Genomic DNA, 24,477 nt, shown 5'->3' on the forward strand with positions numbered 1-24,477 from the left:
CGGCCCGAGACTGACGGTCAGACGAGGTCAGGGCAGGGTGCGGTAGCCCAGCACGAGCAGGCTCAGCATCAGGACCTCGACGATGATCAAGGTCAGCGCCGTCTTGCCGCTGTTGTCCAGAATGGCGCTGACCAGACGGCCGGCGATGATGGCCGCCAGCATGATGATCGGCGCAATCAGCACGTCCCCGCGATTGCGGACGGCGGCATACACGGCCGATCCGCCGATCAGCGCGAAGACGCCGAGAAAGTCGCCGCGCAACGTCGACAGCCCCAGGGGACCTACGGCTTCGAGGCCCAGTCGGGCCGCTGCACGAGCCGGAGTAAGCAGAAATCCGAGCGCCAGAGGCAGGACAAGGCCGCCGACGAGGAGCAGCACGATTCTAAGAGTTGTGATCAAGGCGGAACTCCTTCGTTGGGATCGATGACACCCGGAGCGATAAAAGAATCGTCTTTGGGCCGACGGCCGGTTCTCCCGAAAGACCATATTTCCTAAGGCTCGCAGCGGCAAAGCCTAATGAGAAAGGTCTGGCTTTATTTTGGCACTAATGGTGCTAATGTATTCCAAAGTCCGCCGTTCTGAACGAGACTGGACATCAACGAGACCCGCAAACGGGCGGGCGACCCAGGGGGGAAGACCATGAAGGTCACGACAAGGAAGGTCACTACACGACTAGGCGTATCGCTGCTGTCGCTTACAGCAGCCATGGCGGCGGGCGCTCCTGCCCTCGCGCAGGATCGACAGGAGGAACCGGACCAACCGGTCGTGCTGGACGAAGTCATCGTCCTGGCGACCAAACGCCCCGAGACTCTCTTCGACGTTCCTGTGGCCGTGACGGCCTATTCATCCGAACGGCTGCAGGCCGCTCAGGTCCGCGATGTCCGCGACCTGCAGATCGTCGCCCCGACCCTGGTGGTGAATTCCAGCGCCGGCTCTACACAGACCATTTTCACGATCAGAGGAAACGGCACTCCGGGGCAGAACACGGGTCTGGAGCAATCGGTCGGCGTCTTCATAGACGGCGTGTACCGTGGGCGTCCGGGCGCGGCCCTCGGAGACCTGTCCGACGTCAGCCAGATCGAGGTCTTGCGCGGGCCCCAGGGCACGCTGTTTGGCCGCAACACATCCGGAGGCGTTGTTAGCGTCCAGACCCAGCCCCCGGCGTTTATCCCCGGCGCGCAGCTGGAAAGCTCGTTTGGCGACTATGACTATCGCCAGGTGCACGCCACGGTCACGGGACCGGTCATCGGGGACGTGCTGGCGGGCCGCCTGTCGGTGAGTTCGCAGGAGCGAGACGGTTATATCGAGGACATCGGCACGGGCGACACCTACAATGATCGTTCGCGATGGGCCGTGAAGGGCCAGTTGCTGTGGGATATTTCGCCGGCTGCGACCCTTCGCCTGATCGTGGATCATTCGGAGACCGATGAGGTCTGCTGCGTCGCTGTACCGATCTTCTACGGGCCGACCGCCTCAGCGATGTCCGCGTTGGGCGGTGTTCTCCGTTCGGGCACGGCCGGGACCTATGGCGGCGTCGCCGGGGTGTTCGTGGACAACAGCGTCTATGATGTCGCTCTCAACCCCGCCACCCAGGCCGTCGACGATTCGTCGGAGGACGAAGGCGTCTCAGGCCAGTTGGACTGGAACCTCGGTTCCACCGATCTGACCGTCATCGCCGCGCGGCGCACCTACAAGACCCTGCCGACCATCGACGCCGACTACAGCAGTCTGGATCTGCTCAGCCAGACCAACGGCCAGGACATCACCGAAGGTTCACTGGAGGTGCGGCTCTCCTCCGCCGATCCCGACGCCCGGCTTGATTGGCTGGTCGGCGCCTTCCTGTTCAGTCAGGACATTTTTGCAGATCAGGACTTGCGGTACGGGACGCAGTTCCGCGCCTATCTCGAGGCCATTACGCCGCGGGTGACGGTGGCGCCGGGCGTGACTGTGCCCGTTCTGGCCCGCCTGGAGCAGGCGACGGGACGGCCAATCGGCACCTTCGGGGCCGCCGGCGTGGCCGTGAACGACGACTATGACTACGAAAGCCGCAGCGCCGCCCTCTTTGGTCAGGCGACCTGGAACGCCACCGAAAGGCTCTCGATCACCGGCGGTCTGCGGTATTCTCGAGAGGAAAAGAGCGCGGACTATCGAATTCAGTCGCTGGATCCCCTGTCCCAGATCCAGTTCGCGGGCCCCTTGGCGCCCTTTGCGGCGCTCAAAAGCTTGCAGTATTTCCCGGCGGTGAACCCCTTCTCCACCGACTTCAAGGACGATGACCTTTCGGGCACGGTTAGCGCGGCGTGGGAGGTGAACGACGGCGTCAACCTGTTCGCCCGCTACGCCCGTGGCTACAAGTCTGGCGGTTTCAATCTCAGCCGGACCGCAGCCCAGACCACCCCCGGCAATCCCGTAGCGGATCCCGACCGCGTGGTCTTCGACCCCGAGACTGTGGACGCCTGGGAAGCGGGGGCCAAGCTTCGATTCTGGAGTGGCCGCGCTCAGGTCAACGCCAATGTCTTCTATCAGACGTTGGAAAACTATCAGACCAATGGCTTCGACGGCACGGGCTTCCGGATCGTCAATGCGGGCGGGCTGGACAGCCGGGGTCTTGAGTGGGACTACCGGATCCAGTTGACGGACACCCTCGTGCTGGACGGCGGCGGCACTCTCCAAGACGCCGAGTACACGGACTTCGCCAACGCCACTCCCACCGCCGCGCAGATCGTAGCGGGACAAACGGTGCAGGATCTCAGCGGCCGGACGCCTAACTTTGTCTCGGACGTCCTGGTGTCGGGTGGACTCACCTGGTCGGCGCCGCTCAATGCGTCGCTCGGCCTGAAAGCCAACCTGAACTACCTGTATCGGTCAGACTATATGACGGCTCAGGACCTCGATCCCCTCTCGTTGCAGGAGGGCTATGTCCTGATGAACGCCAGCTTGGGCCTGGGGGCGCTGGATGGAGCGTGGGCGGGCGAGATCTGGGTTCGGAACCTGACCGACGAGCGGATCGCCAACATCGTCTTCGATACGCCATTCCAGACCGGCAGTCAGAGCGCTTACATGGAAGCGCCCCGAACCGTCGGCGTAACGCTGCGGCGCAAGTTCTGACCACGACGCACGTCAGGAGGCGGCTTTGAGACTGCGTGCGATCATCGGCCCAACGGTCGCTCAGTCCATCACCTCGACCCGTCGACGCGACGCGCGGCGGCGGCGGTTCGAGGCCGAGCGCATCCGCAGGGGGCGACCGCACGAGATCCTCTACTTTCATCAGGTGGACGATCCCTATTCGGCCCTGATGGTCCAGAAACTGCCGGAGGTGGCGGCCCGCTACGGGGTCAGGATTACGCCGTATCTGGTCCCGCCGCCGCCAGATTGGGCTGCTCCCGAGCGCACCAGGCTGGAATCGTTTTCGCGCAGAGATGCGGCCCTGATCGCGCCGGCCTGGGGCCTGGATTTCCATGCCGTTCGCCGGCCGTCCATGGTGGACGTTGATCGGGGACAGGCTGTTCTGCAGGCGGCGATTGCAGCGGGGCGGTTTTTCGAGGCGGCGTCGGGCGTCGCTCGCGCCATCTGGAGCGGCCAAGCTCTGGACCAGGCCGCCGCTGTCTTCGGCGTCGCGTCGGCGGCGGAAACCGAAGCGGCGCTGGCGGCGGGCGAGCGGTTGCGACATCGTCTTGGCCACTATCTCGGGGCGATGCTCTTCCATGCCGGAGAGTGGTACTGGGGACTGGATCGTCTGGGTGACCTTGAAGCCCGTCTACAGGGTCTGGGGCTCGGCGCCGGCGCGGGGGGCGAGCTGGTCGCCGAACGGCCGCGGGTTCGCCTGGGCGAGGTCGCCCGAACTCCCGACGCGCAGACGCCCGCGCTGGAGATGTTCCTGTCCTTCCGCAGCCCCTACACCTGGTTGGCCATCGACCGCACCCGCGCCTTGGCCCGTCACTATGGGGTGTCGCTGCGACTGCGCTTCGTCCTGCCCATGGTCATGCGCGGCCTGCCGGTCCCGGCCGCCAAACGGAACTATATCCTGCGCGACTGTATGCGGGAGGCCGAGCGGCTCGAGCTGCCCTTCGGTCGAGTGGCCGATCCGGTGGGCCGTCCTGTGGAGCGGGGGCTGGCGATCCTGCACGGGGCCGCAGATACCGGCCGCGCGCCGGACTTCGCATCCTCGTTTCTGCGCGGCGTGTTCGCCGAGGGCGTGGACGCCGGTTCGGACAGGGGGCTGCGCGGCTTGGTTGAACGCGCCGGTCTCGACTGGCGCGACGCGCAGGACTGGATCGCGGATGAAGGCTGGCGGTCGGTGGCCGAGGATAACCGCCGCGCCATGTTCGCCGAAGATCTCTGGGGCGTGCCTTCCTTCCGCTTCGGCGGATTGGCGACCTGGGGACAGGACCGTCTTTGGCTGGTCGAGGCCGCCATCGTCGCCTCGCTTGGTGGAACGCGTTCCAACGCCTCTCCCGTCACTCCCAGGATCCTAAAATGACCTTGCGGCGCATCGCCTTGGCTGTTGTCGTGCTTCTCGCCCTGGCGATCGGAGCTCTGACCGTGTTCCAGCGTCAGATCGGAGCCAGGATGCTGGAACGGATCGCCGATAGTCAGGTCGGCCGCGACACGGTGGCGACACTGCCGGATGGCGTCAATGTCGCGCTGTGCGGCACGGGGTCGCCCATGCCGGATCCGACGCGGGCTGGTCCTTGCAGCGCAGTCATCGTCGGCGGCAAGGTCTTCCTTGTCGACAGCGGCGAGGGGAGTGCGCGCAACCTGGCGCGTATGGGTATTCCTGCCGCCAGGATCGAAGCGATCTTCCTGACCCATTACCATTCGGACCATATAGATGGGCTTGCGCCCGTGCTGCTCCAGCGCTGGGTGGGGGGCAGCCATACGCAGCCCCCGCCGCTGTTCGGTCCCGAGGGCGTGGATTCGGTCGCCGCCGGGTTCAACGCGGCCTATGCGTTGGACGGCGGCTACCGGACCGCCCATCACGGGGCCGCTCTAGCGCCTCCGTCAGGGCATGGCGCGACGCCCCAGACCTTTCGAGCCGAAGCGGCGGCGGCCCCAAAGGGCCTTGTCGTCTATCGCGCCGACGGTCTGGTCGTGACCGCCTTCACCGTCAATCATGAACCGGTCGCGCCGGCCGTCGGCTACCGGTTCGACTATGCTGGCCGCAGCGTGGTCTTCAGCGGCGATACAACCGTCTCCTCGCATCTGAACACCGTGGCCGCAGGCGCGGACCTGCTGGTCCACGAGGCGCTGCAACCCGCCTTGCTGTCAGCCATCGACGAAAGACTGGACAACCGCGGCCTCGCCAATCTGGCCCAGATCATGCGCGACATCGTCGATTATCATTCCACCCCGGAACAGGCGGCGGACGCGGCAAGGGCGGCTGGCGTCGACGCCCTAGTCCTGAATCATCTCGTGCCGCCTCAGCCGCTCGACTACGGATACGCCGCCTTCCTCGGCGACGCGAAGAAACACTATGCGGGACCGATCACAGTGGGCGAGGACGGCATGCTGTTCAGCCTGCCGCGCGGAACCGACACGATCATACGCAGGCGGCTGTTCTAGCCGGCAGCCGGGTTCGACGCCGAGCGTGCGGCCTGTAGCAGCGCGCGCAGGGTATGCTCCATGACACGCCGCGCCTCGACTACCGTCAGGTGCTGGTCCCGGCGCAACCCGATCCACGTCGGCCAGGACGAGGCCGAGACCATGGATTGAAGGAATAGCGGGCGCTCGGCGTCCGGAGCCTCGGCTAGAGAGGCGGAGAAGATCGCGTTCAGATAGCTGCTGTGGGTGATGTCATCCTCGCTCAACATCCGGTCGATCACCGGGTTCTCGGCCCGCATGGCGCCGGCCACCGCGCGGGCGGGGGTCACATATTCCCACAGTCGCCCCAGTCGCTGGGCCACAGCCTTGACCCGCTCGGGCTCCGGCATCTGGCTGATGTCTGGTGAGCCAAACCGGGCGAATACCTCGTCGCGTTGCAGATGGGTGGCGGCGATAATCAGTTCATTGGTGTCGGAGAAATGCCGAAACACCGAGCGGCGCGACACATTGGCCCGGTCCGCGACGGCGTCCATCGTCGGCATCTGACGCGTCTCGCGCACCAGATCCAGCAGGGCCCGCGCAATGGCGAACCGACTACGCTCGCTGCGAACGCGTCGTCCGTCCACCGCGGGTGGGACGTCAGCGGAATCTGCCAAGGGGGGCTCCAAATATTGACATTCTGAATGCCACAACATTAGGCAGGCATCGTCACCAACTGCGCCATTCGGCGCAATCAGGCAAACTACCGAAGGAACCCGACATGACGCTAGACGAAATCACATCTCAGATCCGCGCACGGGTCGCCGGCAACGGCGGGGTCAAGGGCAAGATCGTGAAGTTCCAGTTCGGAGACGACGGGGCGATCAGAATCGACGCCACGGGCGAGGCAGTGACAGTCGACAACGACGACAGCGCGGCGGACTGCACCGTCAAAATCTCCAAGTCCGACTTCCTCGATATGGCGTCCGGAAAGCTGAATCCGACCGCCGGCTTCATGTCGGGCAAGATCAAGATCGACGGCGACATGGGATTGGCCATGCAATTGGGCGCCATCCTGAACTGATTGAACCCGAGGGCGATCCTTCAGGTTGATGGATCGCCCCAGATCTCCCGATTTTCGGCCCGCGCGAGGCGACGACGCGCCTTCAGGGTCAGCCAGGGCGTCAAACCGAGAGGCTCTAGATACTGCGCCACCGTCTGCGCGCCAGCCGGGGAAAGCCGATCGAACGCATCTGTTACGGCCTGAAGTTTAAAGACGCTGAACGGCCTGAGCGCTGTGGTCATCGGCGTACCCATTAGGTCGAACGCGACGACGCCGCTCGGGCGTCGCTCGCGCTCTGGAGGCTGCAACGGATCACCCGCTGCGATCTCGGGGTGTTCGGCCAGCCAGCCGTCGAGGCCCGCGACCTGGGCCGCCAGTTCTGCGCCATAGATGTCGCTCACGAGCTTGAGCACGGGCGCCAAGGTCGGGGGAACCGCGTCATCCGCGACATAGGTTTCAGCCATGCCGGGAAACTCCGGCATGTCGGCGTCCGCAGCGATCATTCGTTCGACCCAGCGCCACACGAAATAGGCGCGAGTCTTCATTTGATCTGCGGGGAAGGGATCGCGGGAAAGATGGGCGTGGAAGGCGGCGATAAGTCCGAAATCCCCAACACAGGGCGCGCCGCCAAGCAGATAGGGCACACATTGGAAATGCCGGTTAAGCGCGTCCAGCAGCGCTTCATATCCGGCTTCGATCACCGGCATTGTCTGAAGTGAAACGCCCAGCGCCGGCAAGTAGCTCTGCATTTTTTTCATCGCCCCGCCTGCGACGATCTCCGCGTCCGAAGAGTCTGCGCCCGGCGCGATGCCGGCTGCAAAGGCGATGCGCAGGAAGGCCAGGTTCTGGTCCGGGTAGTTCCAGCGGTAATGCATCGCCGTGCGGATCATGCCCTCGTCGCCGAACAATTCGAAAATGCGGGCGATCAGCGCATGGCGCGGCGTCGACGGATAGATCGACATCTTGCCCGGGAAAGCCTCTTCGACATGCTGGAGGATGTCGGCCGTATCCTGGATAATTTGTCCGTCCGGTGTTTCGAGAACCGGGATGATCAAGCGACCAATCGAGGGGGCTATTTCGCCTACGAACCGGGGGTGGCTGATCAGCCGTTCCTGAAAGGGGACCCGGCGTTTGCGCAAATGGGCGCGGGCCTTGCCCGAGAACATGGAGACGGGCATGGCGTAAAGAACATAGGGTTGGTTCATTCGGTTTCCGATCAGCGGGTAGGGCGACCCCAGCGGTCGCGAAGGCCGCCGGCCGGGCCGTCAGGCCTGGTTTCGGCGATGGGCGAAAACGAGGGAAGCAACAGGTCGGCCCCAAACGCGGTCGCCACACGGGCTGCCGTCGGGGCCGCTAGCGACGCGTGTTCGCGCTGCAGCCGCGACAGCCGTTCGGCTCGATAGGGGTTCGGCCTGTAACTGATTGTCGTGGACGGGCCGATGCGGTGAACCACCGTGCCGGCCTTGGCGGCGACAGCGGCTGCATTGGCCGCCATCTCCGGCAGGAACCGAGTCCTTACGAGGTCGAACAAAGGCGCCAGATCCTCGGGGATTGTCTTCAGCATCCGCGCATCCCCGCCCTCTGCGCCCCGCAGCGCCCACAGTCGCGTGACCCAGGCTGCGACGGCCGGAGCGCGCGTGCGCATGATCCGCCCCGGCGTGGGGTCGCAGTGGAAATGTCGAAACAATGGGCCGAACAGACCGATGTCGGCGCGTGTGGGCGCCGCCCCCAGCACCCAGTCGCGCCGCCGCAGTGCGGGCTCCAGCGCGTCCAGGAGGCGCAGGTAATCCGCTTCGATCTCCAGCCGGTTGCCGCGGTTCACGCCCTCCCCGTGCAGGTAGCGCATGCGTTGACGCGTCAGAATAAACTGCCGTTTCAGCGCCGTCGGTCCCGCCACATCGCGCAACATGCCTGATGCAAGCCGCCCGCTCAGCAGCCGGGCGTCGTCCGTGAAGGCCCATCGGTAGTAGAGAGCCGGCCGCCACAGATGTTCATCGCCGAAGGCCTCGATCAATCTTGCGATGAAGGCGCAGGCCGGGTCGCCGGGCGTCAGTGTCGGTGCAGGATATTCCACCTCCAACGCATCGATGATCCGGACAGTGTCCGTCATCCAGCGCCCATCGGGCATCTCCAGTTGGGGCATCTGACGCACGCCGGTGAAACGGGCCAGCCGATGGAAAGCGCCTGAGTCCATCTCTTCGAGTCGATAGGTCAGCCCCTTGGCCCGCAGATACCCTTCCAGCTTGCCGGTGAAATAGGAGATGTCCAGCCCGTGTACCGCAAGCATGAAGTTCTCTCCGACCAGATAGATTGACCCGCTGTCTTGCGGATATCATTATGGCATCATGGATGCCAATAGTGGCCGGCGAAACGGTTCAGGCGGAGGACAATGATGAACGAGGAAACGGTCGTGGGAGGCCTCTATCAACTGAAAGGGGCGATCGGCTCGCCCTATTCGATGAAGATGCGCGCGGTTCTCCGCTACCGACGCATTCCCTTCGTGTGGGAGGGCGGCATGGCCGGCTTCGTCGCTGCCCAGTCTATGAAGGCCAAGGTCGTTCCCGTTCTGGTCACCCCGGAAGGTGAGGCGTTCAATGACTCGACGGCGCTCATCGCCCTGTTGGAGGCCCGTTATCCCGCCGTCCGCAGCCTGGTCCCGACGGACGCCGCGCTGGGCTTCCTGTCTCTTCTGCTGGAGGATTTTGCGGACGAATGGCTGGCCAAGGCCATGTACGCCTATCGCTGGGCGCGACCCGTGGATCAGGCGCAGATGAGCCGCTGGCTGGCGTTCGACGCGCTCCGCGGGGAGGGGGCGATCCAGATCGAGGAACAGGCGCAGGCGTGGCGGGAGCGTCAGGTCTCGCGTCGGGATCTTGTGGGGGCCGGAGAGGCGGCGCAACCGGTCCTCGAAGCCTCGGCCGACCGGATCATGGCGGCCCTTGATCGTCAGGTTGTCGAGGTCGGCTATCTCTTTGGCCGCCGGCCCAGCGCCGCCGATTTCGCCTTCTATGGTCAGCTCAGCCAGCTCGCGACCGATCCGACGCCGCAGGGCTTGATGCGATCGCACTATCCTTGGCTTTACCGCTGGGTCCAAACGACCGAGGACCTCTCGGGAGAGCCAGAGGGGCCTTGGGACGTGACGCTGGACACGCCGTGCCTGCGTCTTCTGCTCACCGAATGCGCCACGCATTATCTGCCGTATTCCGCCGCCAACGCCGCCGCGGTGGCCTCAGGCGAGTCCATGTTTCAGTACAGGGCCGACGGCGACCTACTGACCCAGGCCGCGAATAAATACCAAGCCAAATGCCTGCTGGCGCTGGTGCAGGCCTTTGAGGCCCTGGAGGCCGGGGATCAGGCGCGCCTCGTTCCCCTGCTGGCGGAAACCGGGTGCCTGCCTTACCTCCTCAAGGCCGTCGATACGGAAGCTGCGGCATGACCGGTCACGATCCGGACGCCCGTCCGCCGCGCCGCATCGACCGCAGATCCCTGCTGATCGGCGCCGCGGGGGGCACAGCCGCTGCAACCGGCGGCGCCCTGGCCGTCGGCGCGGTCCGCGCGGCGATGGCTCCCTATGTCACGCCGTCCGCCGTCGCCGAGGGACAGCCGGCCAAGGTCCGTGAGTCCTTCCAAGACTCCAGACCGTCTTATGCGCGGCTTCCGACGGCCCCGGATGGGGCGCCCAATATCATCACCATCGTGCTGGACGATGTCGGGTTTGCGGATCTGGGCTGCTACGGCAGCGAGATCAGAACGCCGAACCTCGATGCCCTGGCCCAGATCGGCGTACGGTATTCCAACTTCCGCACCTGCGCCATGTGTTCGCCCACTCGCGCGGCCCTGCTCACCGGGTTGAATTCCCACTCGGCGGGTATGGGTTGGCTGGCGGACATCGACAGCGGCTATCCCGGTTATCGCGGCGATCTGACGCGCGAGGCCGCGACCCTGCCCGAGATTCTGCGCGACGCCGGATGGTCGACCTTCCTGTCCGGCAAATGGCATGTGAACAATTCGGCCAGCAATGGCCCATCTGGTCCGTTTCACAACTGGCCGACCTCGCGCGGATTCGAGGGAGCTTACTGGTTCCAGGGCCATTCGACGGACTATTTCAAGCCCGCCGAGCTCTACGACGGCGTCGCTCCCATCCCTCCGCCGGCGGTGGAGGACTACTACATATGCGATGACCTGACTGATCGGGCCATCCGCTACATCCGGACGCAGAAGGCGGTCTCGCCCGACAAGCCCTTCCACCTGCAATTGGCCTTTCCCGGAGCCCATTCGCCGCTCCAGGTCCGGGGGCGCGAACGGGACGTTTACAAGGGCCGCTACGACATCGGCTGGGACGCCGTCCGCGCCGCGCGGCTCGAGCGCCAGAAGGCGCTGGGGCTTTTGCCGCCGACGACCAGCCTGCCGCCCCTGTCGTTCGGAGCGCGTCCCTGGGCATCGCTAAGCGCCGTCGAGAAGCGGGTCTTCGCCCGCTACATGGAAGTCTATGCGGCCATGATCTCGAACATGGACGCCAATATAGGCAGGGTGATGCAGACCTTGCGCGAACTAGGCGAGGCGGAGAATACCCTGGTCCTCGTAATGTCGGACAATGGCGGCTCCGGCGAGGGAACCCCCGAAGGCTCGCCCAACGTCTTTGCTCCCGCCTTCGGGCGGCCGGTGCCGATCGAGAAGGCCGCCGAGCTCTATGACGTCATGGGCGAGGACGCGACATTCCCCCACTATCCCATGGCCTGGGCCTGCGTGTCGAACACGCCGTTTCGACTGTACAAGCAATATGCTCATCTGGGCGGTGTCGCCGATCCCCTGATCGTGTCCTGGCCGCAGCGGATCCGCGAAGGCGGTCAGATCCGGGACAAGTTCGTTCATGTCGTGGACGTCCTTCCGACCTTGCTTGAAGCGGCGGGGGTCACCCGGCCGGACACCTATCTGGGGTTGCCTCAGAAGCCGCTCGAAGGGGCCAGCTTCCTTCCGAACATCCTCTCCGCCGGCGCCGAAACTCGCACGGGACAATATTACGAGTTGGGTGGAAACCGCGCTTATGAGGATGGGCGTTGGCGGCTGACCTGCCGACATACCCGCGGCAAGGATCAGGACGAGGACGTCTGGGAGCTCTATGATCTGAGCGCGGACGTCAATGAGATGCGGGATCTGGCGTCCGCTCATCCGGAGATCGTGCAACGACTGAGGGCGGCCTGGCAGGCTGATGCGGAGAGGTACGGAGTCTTTCCGTTGGACGACCGCAACCTGATGCTCAAACTGGTTCAGGATCGCCAGCTGAAGGGCATTCGGCCCCGCTGGGAGTTTCACCCTCCGGTCGACCGGATCGCCTACGACGTGGCTCCACTGGTCTGTGGTCTTGATCACAAGATTACGGTCGACCTCGAATGGGAGCCAGGGCAGGACGGGGTGCTTGTCGCCTCCGGCTCGAAACACGCCGGCTATGTCCTGTATGTCGAGGACGGTCGGCTGACTTATGAGTACAGCCTCGTGCCCTGGGGCGAGCGGATCGTGGCCAATGCACCGCTTCGGCGCGGTCAGAATACGGTGCGCTATGTCCAGACCATGACCGGCCGGCCGTTTGACGGTCGAGGGGCCCTGTTCGTGAACGGTCGCAAGGTCGGAGAACGCACCTGGGAGCAGGCCTTGTTCGCGACCGGTTATGACGGTTTCACCATCGGCGCGGACTTGGGAAATCAGGTTTCGGCTCGCTACGGCGGCCCCAATCCGTTCGGCGGCCGCATCGCCCGTGTCCTGATCGAGGTCGACAACAAGCCGACCAATCCGGTGGAGACCCGACGCTTCCTCGACCGCATGGGGATGACGGTATGATCGCGGCGGCCGCGACGGCGGCTATGGCCGTCATCCCAGGCGGAAGCTATCACTTGGGATCGGACGACCATTATGCGGAGGAGCGGCCGGCGCGTCGTGTCGAGATGGCGAGCTTCGCCATCGATATCGGCCCCGTGACCAACGCCGCCTTCGCCGCCTTCGTCACCGCAACCGGCTGGGTGACGACGGCGGAACGGCTGCAGCCTGCGGGCTCTGCAGTCTTCACCATGACTTCCGGACCGGTCGATCTGGCCCGCCCCGACCAATGGTGGAGATTCGTGGAAGGCGCAGCCTGGCGTCGGCCCGAGGGGCCCGCCTCGTCCGTGGAAGGTCGTGACGATCATCCCGTGGTTCATGTCTCATTCGAGGACGCCCAGGCTTACGCGGCCTGGGCGGGCAAGCGGCTGCCGACCGAGGCGGAATGGGAGGCTGCGGCCCGAGGCGGGCTGGACGGAGCCGTCTATGCCTGGGGCGACGAGTTCGCCCCCAATGGCTCGGTCATGGCCAATGTCTGGCGCGGCGCCTTTCCGTGGTGGTCAGAACGCCCATCGCCCGGGACGTCCCCGGTCGGCGCCTATCGCGCCAACGGCTATGGCCTGTTCGACATGATCGGGAACGTCTGGGAATGGACCGCCGACCGATTTGACCGCCAGGCGATATGCGGCTGCTCCGCGACCGCCATCGGCGAGATCAGACAGGCCTTGAAGGGCGGTTCCTTCCTTTGCGCCGGCGAGTACTGCGCCCGCTACCGTCCGGCGGCGCGCATTGGCCTGCCGCGAGAAACCTCGACCGCCCACATCGGCTTTCGTTGCGCCCGCGACCTGCCTTCTGGCCCGGAGACCATTCCATGATCGATCTCTATACCGCCCCCACGCCGAATGGCTGGAAAGCCTCCGTGGCGCTGGAAGAACTGGGGCTGTCCTATGAGGTGCACGCCATCGATCTTTTGTCCGGCGCCCAATGCGCGCCCGACTATCTGGCCATTAATCCGAACGGTCGAATCCCGGCGATCGTGGACCGAGACGCCGGAGACTTCGCTGTTTTCGAGTCCGGGGCCATCCTGATGTACCTGGCCGAAAAGACCGGCCAACTGATGCCCGCCGATGCGAAGGGCCGCAGTCTGGTGATCCAGTGGCTGATGTTCCAGATGGGCGGGGTCGGTCCGATGATGGGCCAGGCCAATGTCTTTCATCGATATTTCCCCGAGAAGATCCAGGTCGTCATAGACCGCTATCAGGGTGAAAGCGGCCGGCTGTTCGGCGTGCTGGACGCCCGGCTGGCGGATCACGAATGGCTGGCTGGGGACTATTCCATCGCCGACATCGCCAACTGGTGCTGGGTGCGGACGCATAAGTGGTCGGGCGTGGACATCACACCCTATGCGCATCTGCAAAGGTGGGTCGCTGCGATCGCGGCTCGTCCGGCGGCCGACAAGGGCATAAAGACGCCGATCGACCTTGACGCCCTGATGGCGGCGACCCGTGACGGACGCGAGACCTTCGCCAAGGGAGGCCAGACCCTGGTGAACATGGGCAGGCCCGAGGCGTGACGTCGATGTGGGCCGCTATGCGTCGCGAAATCCGTTTTCTAACTGGCGGCCTGCGCACCCTTGCTCGGGTTTCCCGGCTCAAACTTGGGGCGCAGGTCAATGTCGCCGATGATCTGGAAGCCGCCGTCGACCGTCACGCCGAGCGGACGGCCGTGCTGTTCGAAGATGTGCGCTGGACCTATGCCGATCTTGACCAGAGGGCCAATCGCTATGCCGCCTGGGCCCTGGCGCAAGGAATCGCGCCGGGTGCGACGATCGCCTTGTTCATGGAAAATCGCCCCGACTATCTCGCTGTGTGGTTCGGCATGGCAAAGGTCGGTGTGGCGACGGCCCTGATCAACAGCCAGCTGATCGGCCAAGGATTGGCGCATTGCATCGACACGGCCGGCGTCGACCATGTCATCGTCGATGCACCCCTGGTCCAGGGCTGGCGTTCAGCCTTGCCGCATCTGAAGACCCAGGCAAAGGCGTGGCTGTCGGGCGGTGTCGCCGACGACTTCGCCCCTCTCGACGACCATCTCGCTCGCGCGTCGCCGGACCGTCCGGATCGGGCCGCGCGGGCCGGCTGCCGGGCCGAGGATCTGGTGCTGCTGATCTTCACGAGCGGCACGACGGGGTTGCCCAAGGCCGCCAGGATTACTCATCTGCGCACCCTCCTGACCATGCATTCCTTCGCCGCCGCCACAGGGGCGGGGGCGCGGGACGTGATCTACGCGCCTCTGCCGCTTTATCATACAGTCGGCGGCGTCTGCGCTCCGGGGATCGCCTTGACGACCGGCGGGGCGATCGTCTTGCGCCGACAGTTCTCGGTCACCGCCTTCTGGAGCGACTGTGTCCGGTATGACGCCACCCTGTTCCAGTATATCGGCGAGCTCTGCCGCTATCTGGTCAATGCGCCGCCCCATCCCGACGAGCGGCGTCACCGACTGCGACTGGCGGTCGGCAATGGTCTGCGGCCCGATGTGTGGGACCGTTTTCAAGCGCGCTTCTCCGTTCCTCGGATTCTGGAATTTTACGGCGCCACCGAGAGCAATCTGACCCTGTTCAACTTCGACGGGGGCCCCCACGCCGTCGGCCGGGCGCCCGCCTACATGAAATCCGCCGTCAACTTCGCCCTGATCCGCCACGATCCGGTCTCTGAACGTCCAGAACGGGCCGCCTCAGGCCGCTGCATAGCCTGTGTCGATGACGAAGTCGGCGAGGCCATCGCCCGGATCGATCCAGCGAAGGCCGCGATGCGGTTCGAGGGCTACTCCGATCATGGCGCGACCGAGAGCAAGGTGCTGCGCGACGTCTTCACGCCAGGAGACGCCTGGTTCCGATCCGGCGATCTGATGCGGCGCGACCGCCTCGGCTACGTCTATTTCGTCGATCGGATTGGCGATACGTTTCGCTGGAAGGGCGAGAATGTCTCCACCACCGAGGTGGCAGGCGTCCTGTCTTCCGCGCCCGGTGTGCTGGAGGCGAATGTCTATGGCGTCGAAGTGCCGGGCTGCAATGGGCGCGCCGGCATGGCGAGCCTGGTGGTGGATCAGACCGTGTTCGATCCTGATCAGACACGTCGCGTCGTCCAAGAGGCTCTGCCCGCCTATGCGCGCCCCCTGTTCCTGCGCCTGACCCCGGCCATGGAGACGACCGCCACCTTCAAACAGAAGAAGGCCGAGGCCGTTCGCGAAGGCTTTGATCCTCGTGTCGTCGCTGATCCCCTCTTGTTCGATGACCCCCGGGTCGGGGGATATGTCCCGCTCTGTGAGATCCGGTATGCAGAGGTCGTTTCCGGGGCGGTTCGTCTATGACCCGGCTGCTTCTTTCAGCCGGCGTGGCGGCGGCCGTGGCTCTGTTCGGCCTCGGAAGTTGCGCGCCGCCCGCCATCCGTTCCGCCGCCTGTCCAGCGACCCCGATGGCGGACGGTCCAGGGGCGCTGGTCCAGGTTCCGGCAGGCCGTTTCATGATGGGCGACGACGTCTATGCAGATGAGGGGCCGCCGCGGCCGGAGACGGTGGCGGCTTTCCGCATCGACGTCACAGAGGTCACCAACGCCCAATTCGCCCGGTTCGTGAAAGAGACGGGCTACGTCACCGTCGCTGAACGTCCGGTCGATCCCCGGCAGTATCCTGGTCTGCCGGCAGGCGCGCTGCAGCCGGGCTCAGCGGTCTTCCGTTTCGACGACGCCCGCTTCGATCCCCGCGACGCCTCGACCTGGTGGGTGTTTGTCCCCGGCGCCTCCTGGCGACATCCGGAAGGGCCGGGCAGCGACCTTCGCGGGCGAGATTTTCTGCCTGTCGTCCATATCGCCCTGGCTGACGCCCAAGCCTATGCGCGCTGGGCTGGAAGACGTCTGCCCACCGAGATCGAATGGGAATGGGCGGCTCGGTCCGCTGACCCCGATGTGACGAATTTCGATCGCCAGCCGACCCAGGCCAATACCTGGCAGGGTGTGTTCCCGGTTCTGGATCAAGGCCAGGACGGCTATAAGGGGCCTGCGCCGGTGGGTTGTTTCGCGGCCAACGGTCTCGGCGTCCACGACATGATCGGAAATGTCTGGGAGTGGACGGCCGACGCCTACAGGACGACGCGGCCCACGACCCCGGCGCCGGGCGACCCCGGGGCCGACCCCCGTCAGCCGGGGGTGCCCGTCGGCGTCATCAAGGGGGGAAGCTATCTATGCGCCTCCAACTATTGCATGCGGTATCGGCCAGGCGCGCGTCAGGCGCAGGATCTGACACTCGGCGCGTCCCACATCGGATTCCGCACCATCGCCCTAAAACCCGGTGAACCCGCCACGCCTTCACCCTGATTCGGTGGTGGGCCGCTGCGCGTGGCTTTTCATTGGGGGCACGATCGCCGCGTGGGGGGTGTGGAAGCGCTGGGCTGAGGCGATGAAGGCGTTGGCAATGAGTTGATTTTTACGGCGGTGAGCCACGAACTCGAGATGGCTAGCGCCAGCGCCGCGTAAAAATCCCACCTGAGAATCTCATCATTATGGCACGAGGAATCTCAGCATTCAGGGACCAACAACCCCAACGGCCGGAGTCTCAAGATTGAGGGACTCTGACAGCAACACAATCGAATATGTGTCTCCTTCGCATAATATATCTTAGGCGCATACTTGATACGACCAAAGTCTCCCTGACGCTTCCCGCGCGACGATGCCAACGTCCCTGCAATGCGCAGCGTATGCGGCGTGAAACGGTCGGAAAGACCTGATAGCTGGGAGGCTAACGCAAATGACGGACAGCGCCATTGGTGCGCCGGTCGATGATGAATATGTGGTCGGCAAGAACGACAAGCTGGTGATCCTGGCGTCGTCGGTCGGCACTGTCATCGAGTGGTATGATTTCTATCTGTACGGGTCGCTCGCCGCGATCATCACCGTGCAGTTCTTCTCCGGCGTGAATGAGACGACCGGCTATATCTTCGCCCTGATGGCCTTCGCCGCCGGTTTCGCGGTGCGGCCGTTCGGCGCGATCGTCTTCGGGCGCCTGGGCGATCTGTGGGGCCGCAAGAACACCTTCCTGGTCACCATGCTGCTGATGGGCCTCTCGACCTTCGTGGTCGGTCTTCTGCCCCCCTACGCCGCCATCGGCATCGCGGCGCCCATCATCCTGGTGCTGATGCGCCTGATCCAGGGCCTGGCCCTGGGCGGCGAGTACGGCGGCGCCGCCACCTATGTCGCCGAGCATGCGCCGCACGGCAAACGCGGCTTCTACACCTCCTTCATCCAGATCACGGCGACCGCCGGCCTGGTGCTCAGCCTGGTGGTCATCCTGGGCGTTCGCGTCGCTGTGGGTGAAGAAGCCTTTGCGGAATGGGGCTGGCGGATTCCGTTCCTGGTCTCGATCCTGCTGCTGGCCGTGTCGCTGTGGATCCGCCTGAAGCTGTCCGAGAGCCCTTCGTTCAAGCGAATGAAGGCCGAGGGCAAGGGCTCCAAGACCCCGCTGAAGGACTCGTTCGGCAAATGGCCCAATCTGAAGCTGGTGCTGATCGCCCTGCTGGGCCTGACCGCCGGCCAGGCCGTGATCTGGTACACGGGCCAGTTCTACGCCCTGTTCTTCCTGGAACGGGTGATGAAGCTGGACGCCACCCTGGTCTATGTGATGCTGACCATCGCCCTGGTGGCGGCCTCGCCCTTCTTCATCTTCTGGGGCTGGCTGTCGGACAAGGTGGGGCGCAAGCCGGTCATCCTGGCCGGGTGCCTGATCGCCGCCCTCACCTATTTCCCGCTGTTCAACGCCCTGACCCAGGCCGCCAATCCGCGCCTGGCCGCCGCCGCCGCCTCGGCGCCGGTCGTGGTCTATGCCGATCCGGCGGACTGCAACGTCCAGTTCGACCCCATCGGCAAGACGGTGTTCAACCAGTCCTGCGACGTGGCCAAGTCGCATCTGGCCAAGGCCGGCGTCACCTACACCAATGTCGCGGCGCCTGCCGGGACGGTGGCCGAGGTTCGCATCGGTGATCAGTCGGTCGTCCAGAGCTTCCGCGGCGACGCCATGACCCCGGCGGACTTCGCGGCTCAGAAGAAGACCTGGGACAAGGGCCTGAGCGAGGCCCTGACCGCCGCCGGCTATCCGGCCAAGGCGGACAGCGCCCTGGTCAACAAGCCGATGGTGGTGCTGATCCTGTTCATCCTCGGCTTCTATGTGACCATGGTCTACGGACCGATCGCGGCGGCCCTGGTCGAGATGTTCCCGACCAATATCCGCTACACCTCCATGTCCCTGCCCTATCATATCGGCAACGGCTGGTTCGGCGGCTTCCTGCCGACGACGGCCTTCGCCATCGTGGCGGCGACCGGAAACATCTACTCCGGCCTCTGGTATCCGATCATCGTGGCGCTGGCGACGGTCGTGCTGGGCTTCCTGCTGGTCAAGGAAGGCAAGGACGTCGATCTGAACGCCTGATCCTGCTTTCGGGCGTGATGAGGGGCGGGCTGTCTTCGGACAGCCCGCCCTTTCATTTGCCTGTCCGCCCTTGTGAAACTCACCCGGCCCGGTTCACATCCCGCTCATGTTCAGCCTGGTGATCCTCGGCCTCGTGGCCGGCTATATGGCGATCCTGTTCGCCGTCGCCTGGTGGCAGGAGCGGCCTGCGGCGCAGGCGCGGGGCCGCTCGCTCGCGCCCTGGGTCTACGCCCTGTCGCTGGCCATCTACTGCACGTCCTGGACCTATTATGGGGCGGTCGGCACCGCTGCCCGCGACGGGTGGGAGTATCTGCCCATCTATATCGGACCCGTGATCGGTCTGACCCTGCTCTTCCCCCTATGGCGACGCATAGCCGCCGCCGCCCGGCGCGAGAACGTGGGGTCGATGGCGGACTTCGTGGCGTCGCGCTACGGCAAGAGCCAGACCTTGGGCGCCGCAGTCACCATCGTGGCCATCCTGGGCTCCCTGCCCTATATCGCGCTGCAGCTGAAATCCCTGTCGATGGCCGGCGCCCTTCTGACGGCGGGCACGCCGGTGGCGGGGGGAGAACGGCTGACTGTTCTGGCGCTGGCCGGGGTTCTGGCGGGGTTCGCCATCCTGTTCGGCGCCCGACGCCCGGACCTGACCGAACATAATCGCGGTCTGATCCAGGCCATCGGTCTGGAATCCCTGGTCAAGCTGGGCGCCCTGTTGTTCGTGGCGATCTTCGCCCTGGTCCTGCTGATCCACGACGGATCGACCCCGCGTATCATCGAGGGGCTGGGCGCCCTCGCCTCGCCCCCCGAGATCACGCCGCGCTTCACGGCCATCACCCTGGTCTCGACCCTGGCCATCTTCTGCCTGCCGCGCCAGTTCCACGTCGCCTTCGTCGAGGGCGCCCAGCCGGCGGATGTGAAGAAGGCCCGCTGGATCTTTCCGATCTATCTTCTTCTGACCAGCCTGGCCGTCCTGCCCCTGGTCGCGGCGGGGGCCCTGTTCGCGCCGGCGGCGAACCCCGACCTTCTGGTGCTGGCCCTGCCGTTCGGGCGGGGTGAGTCCTGGTTGACGGCCATCGTGTTCGTCGGCGGCTTCTCTGCCGCCACGGCCATGGTGATCGTCGAGGCCGTGGCCCTGTCGGCCATGGTCTCCAACAGTCTGATCCTGCCCTTCCTGGCCCGCGACCGATGGCGGGTCAGAGGCGACTCGTCGGACATGGCCGGCACGATCCTGCAGGTGCGGCGCGGCGCCATCGTCGCCGTGCTTCTGCTGGCCTGGCTCTATTATCAGGCGACGGACCAGTCTCGCGGGCTGGCCGCCATGGGTCTGGTGTCCTTCGCCGCCATGGCCCAGTTGGCGCCGTCCCTGTTCGGGGCTGTGCTGTGGCGCGGCGGGCATGCCCATGGCGCTCTGGCGGGCATGAGCGTCGGGGTTTTCGTGTGGATCGTCATGCTGGCCCTGCCCCAGCTGGCGCCCGGCGCCCCCTGGCATCTGCATGTCATGATGGGGGTGAAGGATCCGCTGGCTCTGGGCGTCTTCGTCAGCCTGGGGCTGAACCTCGTCGCCTATGTCGGGGTGTCGCGCTTCGCCCAGCCGCGTCTGATTGATCGAGTGCAGGCGCGGGCCTTCGTGGATCGGCTGGGGCCGGACTGGCTGGAGTCGAAGCCGTCGCCGTCCGGCGCCTCGGTCGGCGACCTGCGCGCCCTGGTCGCGCGCTTCATCGGCGACGAGCGGGCCGAACGGGCCTTCGCCGCCTGGAGCGCGGAGACCGACATCCGGCTTCGCGACGCCGACCCGGCCGACGCCGCCCTCGCCCGCGCCGCCGAACGGATGCTGGCCGGCGCCATCGGCGCGGCCTCGGCGCGGCGGGTCATCGCCGCCGCCCTGGCCGGCGGCGGTCGTGCGCCAGAGGATGTCGTGCGGATGCTGGACGAGGCCTCCCAGGCCGTTCAGTTCAGCCGCGACCTGCTGCAGACCACCCTGGACAATATCGACCAGGGCGTGATTGTGGTGGACGAAGATCTACGTGTAACCGCTTGGAATCGCCGCTATGTCGAGATGTTCGGCCTGCCCGTCGGCTTCGTCCATGTCGGCCTGTCGATCGCCAGCATCTATCGGCTGAACGCCGAGCGCGGCGAGAGCCCGGACGATATCGAGGCCTGGGTGGAGCGCCGGCTGGAGGCCCTGAGCCGGCGTATCCCGCACGACCACGAACGGCGCCAGCCCGACGGCCGGGTCTTGCGGTCCTCCGGCGCCCCCATCCCCGGCGGCGGCTATGTCACCAGCTACACCGACATCACCGCCCTGCGCCGCGCCGCCCGTCAGTTGGAAGAGGCCAACGAACGTCTGGAAGCCCGCGTGGCCGACCGCACCGCCCGTCTGGACGAGGCCCGGCGCGTGGCGGAGGACGCGACGGCGTCCAAGACCCGTTTCCTGGCCGCCGCCAGCCATGACCTGCTGCAGCCCCTGCACGCCGCCCGCCTGTTCATCGCCGCCCTGAAGGAGGAGCCGGCGGTTTCCGGCCCCGGGGCCGAACCGACCAGCCGCACCCTGGCCGTCAACGCCGACCGCGCCATCGACAGCGCCCACCGCCTGCTGACCGCTCTGCTGAACCTGTCCAAGCTGGAGGCCGGCGGGGTCAAGGCGGCCGTGACCCGCCTGTCGCTGGACGGTCTGTTCGACGAACTGAGACGCGAATATGCGCCGGTGGCCGAGGCCAAGGGGCTGGTTCTGACCCTTGTGCCCAGTCGTCTGTGGGTCTCGTCCGACCGGGATCTGCTGCGGTCCATGCTGCAGAACCTGATCGCCAACGCCATCCGCTATACGGACGCCGGTCGGGTGCTGGTCGGGGCGAGGCGGAGCGGCGACGCCGTGCGCCTGCTGGTCTGCGACACCGGACGCGGCATCCCCGATGCGGAACAGGAGATGGTGTTCGGCGAGTTCGTGCGCCTGCCCGGCGCCCCGGTCGACGAGCCGGGCGCCGGACTGGGTCTGGCTATCGTGCGCCGTTTGTCCAGCCTGCTGGACCATCCGCTGGAGCTGAACTCCCGCTTCGGACGCGGCACCATCTTCCGCATCACCGTGCCACGCAGCCCGCCGGATCGGGTCGTCGAGACCGCGCCCACGCATGAGGTCCGCCTGCTCCTGGCCGGTCTGCGCGTCCTGTGCGTGGACAACGAGTCGGTGATCCTGGACGCGCTGAACGCCCTGCTGACCCGCTGGGGCGCGCGCCCCACCCTGGCGTCCGGGGTCGAGGCGGCCATGGCCGCGCAAGGGCCGTTCGACGCCGCCGTCGTCGATCTGCACCTGGGCGACGGGCCGGACGGATTCGCCGTCATCGACTGGCTGCGGCCGCGCGGGGTGCGCCGGATCGCCCTGGTCACGGCCGACACCCGGGACGGGCTGAACGAAAAGGCCGCCGCCGCCGGGGCCGTGCTGCTGCCCAAGCCGATCAAGCCAGCGACCCTGAAGGCCTTCCTGTCGAGCTAGGAGGGGTCCATCTGTTTGGCCAGGATCACCGCCTGGGTGCGGTTATGGACCCCCAGTTTGCGGAAGACGCTGGTCAGATGCGCCTTGATCGTGGCCTCCGACACGCCCAGGTCGAAGGCGATCTGCTTGTTCAGGCGGCCGGCCTTCAGGCCTTCGAGGATACGCAACTGCGACGGCGTCAGGCTGGCGACCCGCGCCGGCAGGTCGTCGTCCGCGACGTCCGGCGTCTCCGGCGCCCAGCCGTCCCCGGCCAGGATGGCGGCGATGGCCTCGACCATCTGCGGAAGACTTGCCGACTTGGGAATGAAGCCGGCGGCGCCCAGACCCAAGGCGTGGCGCACGACCGTGGCGTCTTCACTGGCCGACACCACGGCGACCGGCACGGTCGGATGTTCGGCGCGGATGGCGGCCAGACCGGCCATGCCCTCGCTGTCCGACAGTTTCAGGTCCAGCAGCAGCAGATCGACCCCCCCGATGTTCAGGGCGGTTCGGGCTTCGGCCAGACTGGCGCACTCGTCGATCCGCACCCCTGGCGCAGCCTTGTCGACGGCCGAACGCAGCGCGGCGCGAAACAGCGGGTGATCGTCGGCGACGACGATACGATCCATAAGGCGTCCTTCCCTTGCACGGCATGCTTGTCGGCCGCGTCCTCGACAGCATGGCGTGGTTCGACTTTGGTCGAAACTAGACCAATGGCTAATGGCCGCCTACGGTCCAAAAGGAAAGGTTCAACTCAGGACGCCCGCATCAGATGGGCGCGGGAGGAACCATGATGATCAAGTCCAGTCTTCTGGGCGGGGGCGTGGCCGCAGCCATGCTTCTCGCCCCCGGCGCCGCCTTCGCCCAAGACGCCCAGGCCGCGCTCGAAGCCCGTATCGCCCAGCTCGAAGCCGAGTTGAACAGCCTCAAGTCCGAAGTCGTCGCCGCCCGCACCCAGCAGGCCGCGCAACAGCAGGACATCATCCGCCTTGAGACCCGTCCGGCCCCGCCCGCGCCGGTCCAGCAGGCCGCCGCCCCGCCCAGCGACGGCTTCCGCATCGGCGACCACACGGTGAAATTCGGCGGTTTCGTCAAGGTGGACGCCTCGGCCTCGAACTATTCCGGCGGTGATCCGGCCAATGGCGACGCCCTGCGCGAATTCCACATTCCCGGCTCCATCCCCATCGGCGGCGCCGACGAGGACACCGCGACCGACTTCAACGCGCGCCAGACCCGCTTCTGGCTGACGACGGACGGTCTGGTCGGCGGCCACAAGGTCGGCACGCGGCTCGAGATGGACTTCCAGACCCTGCCCGGCACGGCGGACCAGCGCACCACCAGCCCGGCCAACCCGGCCCTGCGCCGCGCCTTCGTCACCATCGACAACTGGCTGATCGGCCAGGAGTGGACTAATTTCCAGAACACCGCCGTCCTGCCGGAATCCGCCGACTTCATCGGCGCGGCCGAGGGCACGGTCTTCGCCCGCCAGGTTCAGGTGCGATACACGCGCGGACCCTTCTCGATCTCGGTCGAGAACCCCGAAACGACCGTTACCCCGTTCAGCGGCGGAGCACGGATCATCGCCGACGACAGCAGTCTTCCGGACTTCACCGCCCGCTACGCCGTGGCGCGGCCGTGGGGGGATCTGCAGTTCGCCGGTCTGTTGCGTCAGCTGAAATATCAGAACCCGGCGACGGACATCGATTCCACCGCCACGGGCTGGGGCCTGTCCGCCTCGACCAAGATCAAGGTCGGGGCCAAGGATGACCTCCGACTGATGGTGACGGGCGGCGAAGGCATCGGCCGTTATGTGGGGCTGAACTTCTCCAACGACGCGGTGCTGGACGCCTCGGGCGAACTGGATGCGATCGGCGTCGTCGCCGGCTTCGCCGCCTATCGTCACGTCTGGGCGCCCGGCTGGCGCTCCAGCCTGATCTGGTCGGCCCAGAAGGTGGACAACGACACCAGCGTGACCGGTCTGGCCGTCAACCGGTCCGCCCAGAGCATCCACGCCAACTTGATCTGGTCGCCCGTTACGGCGTTTGATGTGGGGGCCGAGCTGATGTTCGCTGATCGCGAAATCGAATCCGGCGCGAGCGGCGACATGACCCGACTGATCCTGTTCGCCAAATACGGATTCTGA

The 24,477-nt window shown here is 65.9% G+C and carries 18 protein-coding genes; 13 read left to right on the forward strand and 5 right to left on the reverse strand.

All coding sequences use genetic code 11. The annotated features are described in order from the left end of the window. Positions 1-27 precede the first annotated feature (27 nt). Positions 28-399, reverse strand: coding sequence for a hypothetical protein (locus ACW18C_RS08565; protein ID WP_292147360.1), 372 nt, complete (start codon positions 397-399; stop codon positions 28-30). A gap of 240 nt (positions 400-639) precedes the next feature. On the opposite strand from ACW18C_RS08565, the gene ACW18C_RS08570 reads away from it, so the two are divergent. From ACW18C_RS08570 to ACW18C_RS08580, 3 genes are read left to right on the forward strand one after another with little or no spacing between them, the layout of a single operon-like run. Further along, a complete protein-coding gene (locus ACW18C_RS08570) occupies positions 640-3,108 on the forward strand; it encodes a TonB-dependent receptor (protein ID WP_492070487.1) in 2,469 nt (822 codons plus the stop codon). Between the two features lie 25 nt (positions 3,109-3,133). After that, positions 3,134-4,480, forward strand: coding sequence for a DsbA family protein (locus ACW18C_RS08575; RefSeq protein WP_492070488.1), 1,347 nt, complete (start codon positions 3,134-3,136; stop codon positions 4,478-4,480). Then, positions 4,477-5,562 carry an MBL fold metallo-hydrolase gene (locus ACW18C_RS08580; protein WP_492070489.1) on the forward strand — a complete coding sequence of 362 codons (1,086 nt, stop codon included), beginning with the start codon at positions 4,477-4,479 and terminating at the stop codon, positions 5,560-5,562. Before ACW18C_RS08575 ends, ACW18C_RS08580 begins: the two co-directional genes overlap by 4 nt. Here the strand turns inward: ACW18C_RS08580 and ACW18C_RS08585 are convergent. Further along, the gene (locus tag ACW18C_RS08585; RefSeq protein WP_492070490.1) at positions 5,559-6,197 is read right to left on the reverse strand and encodes a TetR/AcrR family transcriptional regulator; all 639 of its coding nucleotides are present in this window, start codon (positions 6,195-6,197) and stop codon (positions 5,559-5,561) included. The genes ACW18C_RS08580 and ACW18C_RS08585 overlap by 4 nt on opposite strands. A gap of 104 nt (positions 6,198-6,301) precedes the next feature. Here ACW18C_RS08585 and ACW18C_RS08590 point away from each other — a divergent pair, with 104 nt between their 5' ends. Then, positions 6,302-6,604: an SCP2 sterol-binding domain-containing protein gene (locus tag ACW18C_RS08590; RefSeq protein WP_492070491.1), complete on the forward strand. Its 303-nt coding sequence runs from the start codon at positions 6,302-6,304 to the stop codon at positions 6,602-6,604. 20 nt (positions 6,605-6,624) lie between these two features. On the opposite strand, the gene ACW18C_RS08595 is transcribed toward ACW18C_RS08590, so the two are convergent. Together ACW18C_RS08595 and ACW18C_RS08600 are read right to left on the reverse strand one after the other, a co-directional pair. Beyond that, on the reverse strand, positions 6,625-7,788 hold the full coding sequence (locus tag ACW18C_RS08595; protein ID WP_492070492.1) for a glutathione S-transferase family protein: 1,164 nt from the start codon (positions 7,786-7,788) through the stop codon (positions 6,625-6,627). Positions 7,789-7,799: 11 nt separating this feature from the next. After that, complete coding sequence (locus ACW18C_RS08600; protein ID WP_492070493.1) at positions 7,800-8,870, reverse strand: glutathione S-transferase family protein; 1,071 nt, start codon at positions 8,868-8,870, stop codon at positions 7,800-7,802. Positions 8,871-8,972: 102 nt separating this feature from the next. Between ACW18C_RS08600 and ACW18C_RS08605 the strand changes: the two genes are divergently transcribed. The 8 genes from ACW18C_RS08605 to ACW18C_RS08640 all read left to right on the forward strand — a co-directional run bounded on the left by ACW18C_RS08605 (position 8,973) and on the right by ACW18C_RS08640 (position 22,355). Next, a complete protein-coding gene (locus tag ACW18C_RS08605) occupies positions 8,973-10,019 on the forward strand; it encodes a glutathione S-transferase family protein (protein WP_492070494.1) in 1,047 nt (348 codons plus the stop codon). Further along, positions 10,016-12,418 (forward strand): sulfatase-like hydrolase/transferase, encoded by a 2,403-nt coding sequence (locus tag ACW18C_RS08610; protein WP_492070495.1) that lies wholly within the window; start codon positions 10,016-10,018, stop codon positions 12,416-12,418. Before ACW18C_RS08605 ends, ACW18C_RS08610 begins: the two co-directional genes overlap by 4 nt. Next, complete coding sequence (locus ACW18C_RS08615; protein ID WP_492070496.1) at positions 12,415-13,269, forward strand: formylglycine-generating enzyme family protein; 855 nt, start codon at positions 12,415-12,417, stop codon at positions 13,267-13,269. The genes ACW18C_RS08610 and ACW18C_RS08615 overlap by 4 nt, the downstream gene beginning before the upstream one ends. After that, positions 13,266-13,967: a glutathione S-transferase family protein gene (locus ACW18C_RS08620; RefSeq protein ID WP_492070497.1), complete on the forward strand. Its 702-nt coding sequence runs from the start codon at positions 13,266-13,268 to the stop codon at positions 13,965-13,967. Before ACW18C_RS08615 ends, ACW18C_RS08620 begins: the two co-directional genes overlap by 4 nt. A gap of 17 nt (positions 13,968-13,984) precedes the next feature. Continuing rightward, positions 13,985-15,763 carry a long-chain-acyl-CoA synthetase gene (locus ACW18C_RS08625; protein WP_492070498.1) on the forward strand — a complete coding sequence of 593 codons (1,779 nt, stop codon included), beginning with the start codon at positions 13,985-13,987 and terminating at the stop codon, positions 15,761-15,763. Then, positions 15,760-16,764 carry a formylglycine-generating enzyme family protein gene (locus ACW18C_RS08630; protein WP_492070499.1) on the forward strand — a complete coding sequence of 335 codons (1,005 nt, stop codon included), beginning with the start codon at positions 15,760-15,762 and terminating at the stop codon, positions 16,762-16,764. The genes ACW18C_RS08625 and ACW18C_RS08630 overlap by 4 nt, the downstream gene beginning before the upstream one ends. A gap of 430 nt (positions 16,765-17,194) precedes the next feature. Next, positions 17,195-18,868 (forward strand): MFS transporter, encoded by a 1,674-nt coding sequence (locus ACW18C_RS08635; protein ID WP_008262186.1) that lies wholly within the window; start codon positions 17,195-17,197, stop codon positions 18,866-18,868. Between the two features lie 118 nt (positions 18,869-18,986). Beyond that, entirely contained in the window at positions 18,987-22,355 is a 3,369-nt protein-coding gene (locus tag ACW18C_RS08640) for a hybrid sensor histidine kinase/response regulator (protein ID WP_492070500.1), read from the forward strand. Here the strand turns inward: ACW18C_RS08640 and ACW18C_RS08645 are convergent. Further along, positions 22,352-22,963, reverse strand: coding sequence for a response regulator transcription factor (locus ACW18C_RS08645; RefSeq protein ID WP_183195370.1), 612 nt, complete (start codon positions 22,961-22,963; stop codon positions 22,352-22,354). The genes ACW18C_RS08640 and ACW18C_RS08645 overlap by 4 nt on opposite strands. Positions 22,964-23,124: 161 nt before the next feature. On the opposite strand from ACW18C_RS08645, the gene ACW18C_RS08650 reads away from it, so the two are divergent. Next, positions 23,125-24,477, forward strand: coding sequence for a DcaP family trimeric outer membrane transporter (locus ACW18C_RS08650; RefSeq protein ID WP_492070501.1), 1,353 nt, complete (start codon positions 23,125-23,127; stop codon positions 24,475-24,477).

The organism is Brevundimonas sp. FV1ye7S (assembly GCF_058680995.1).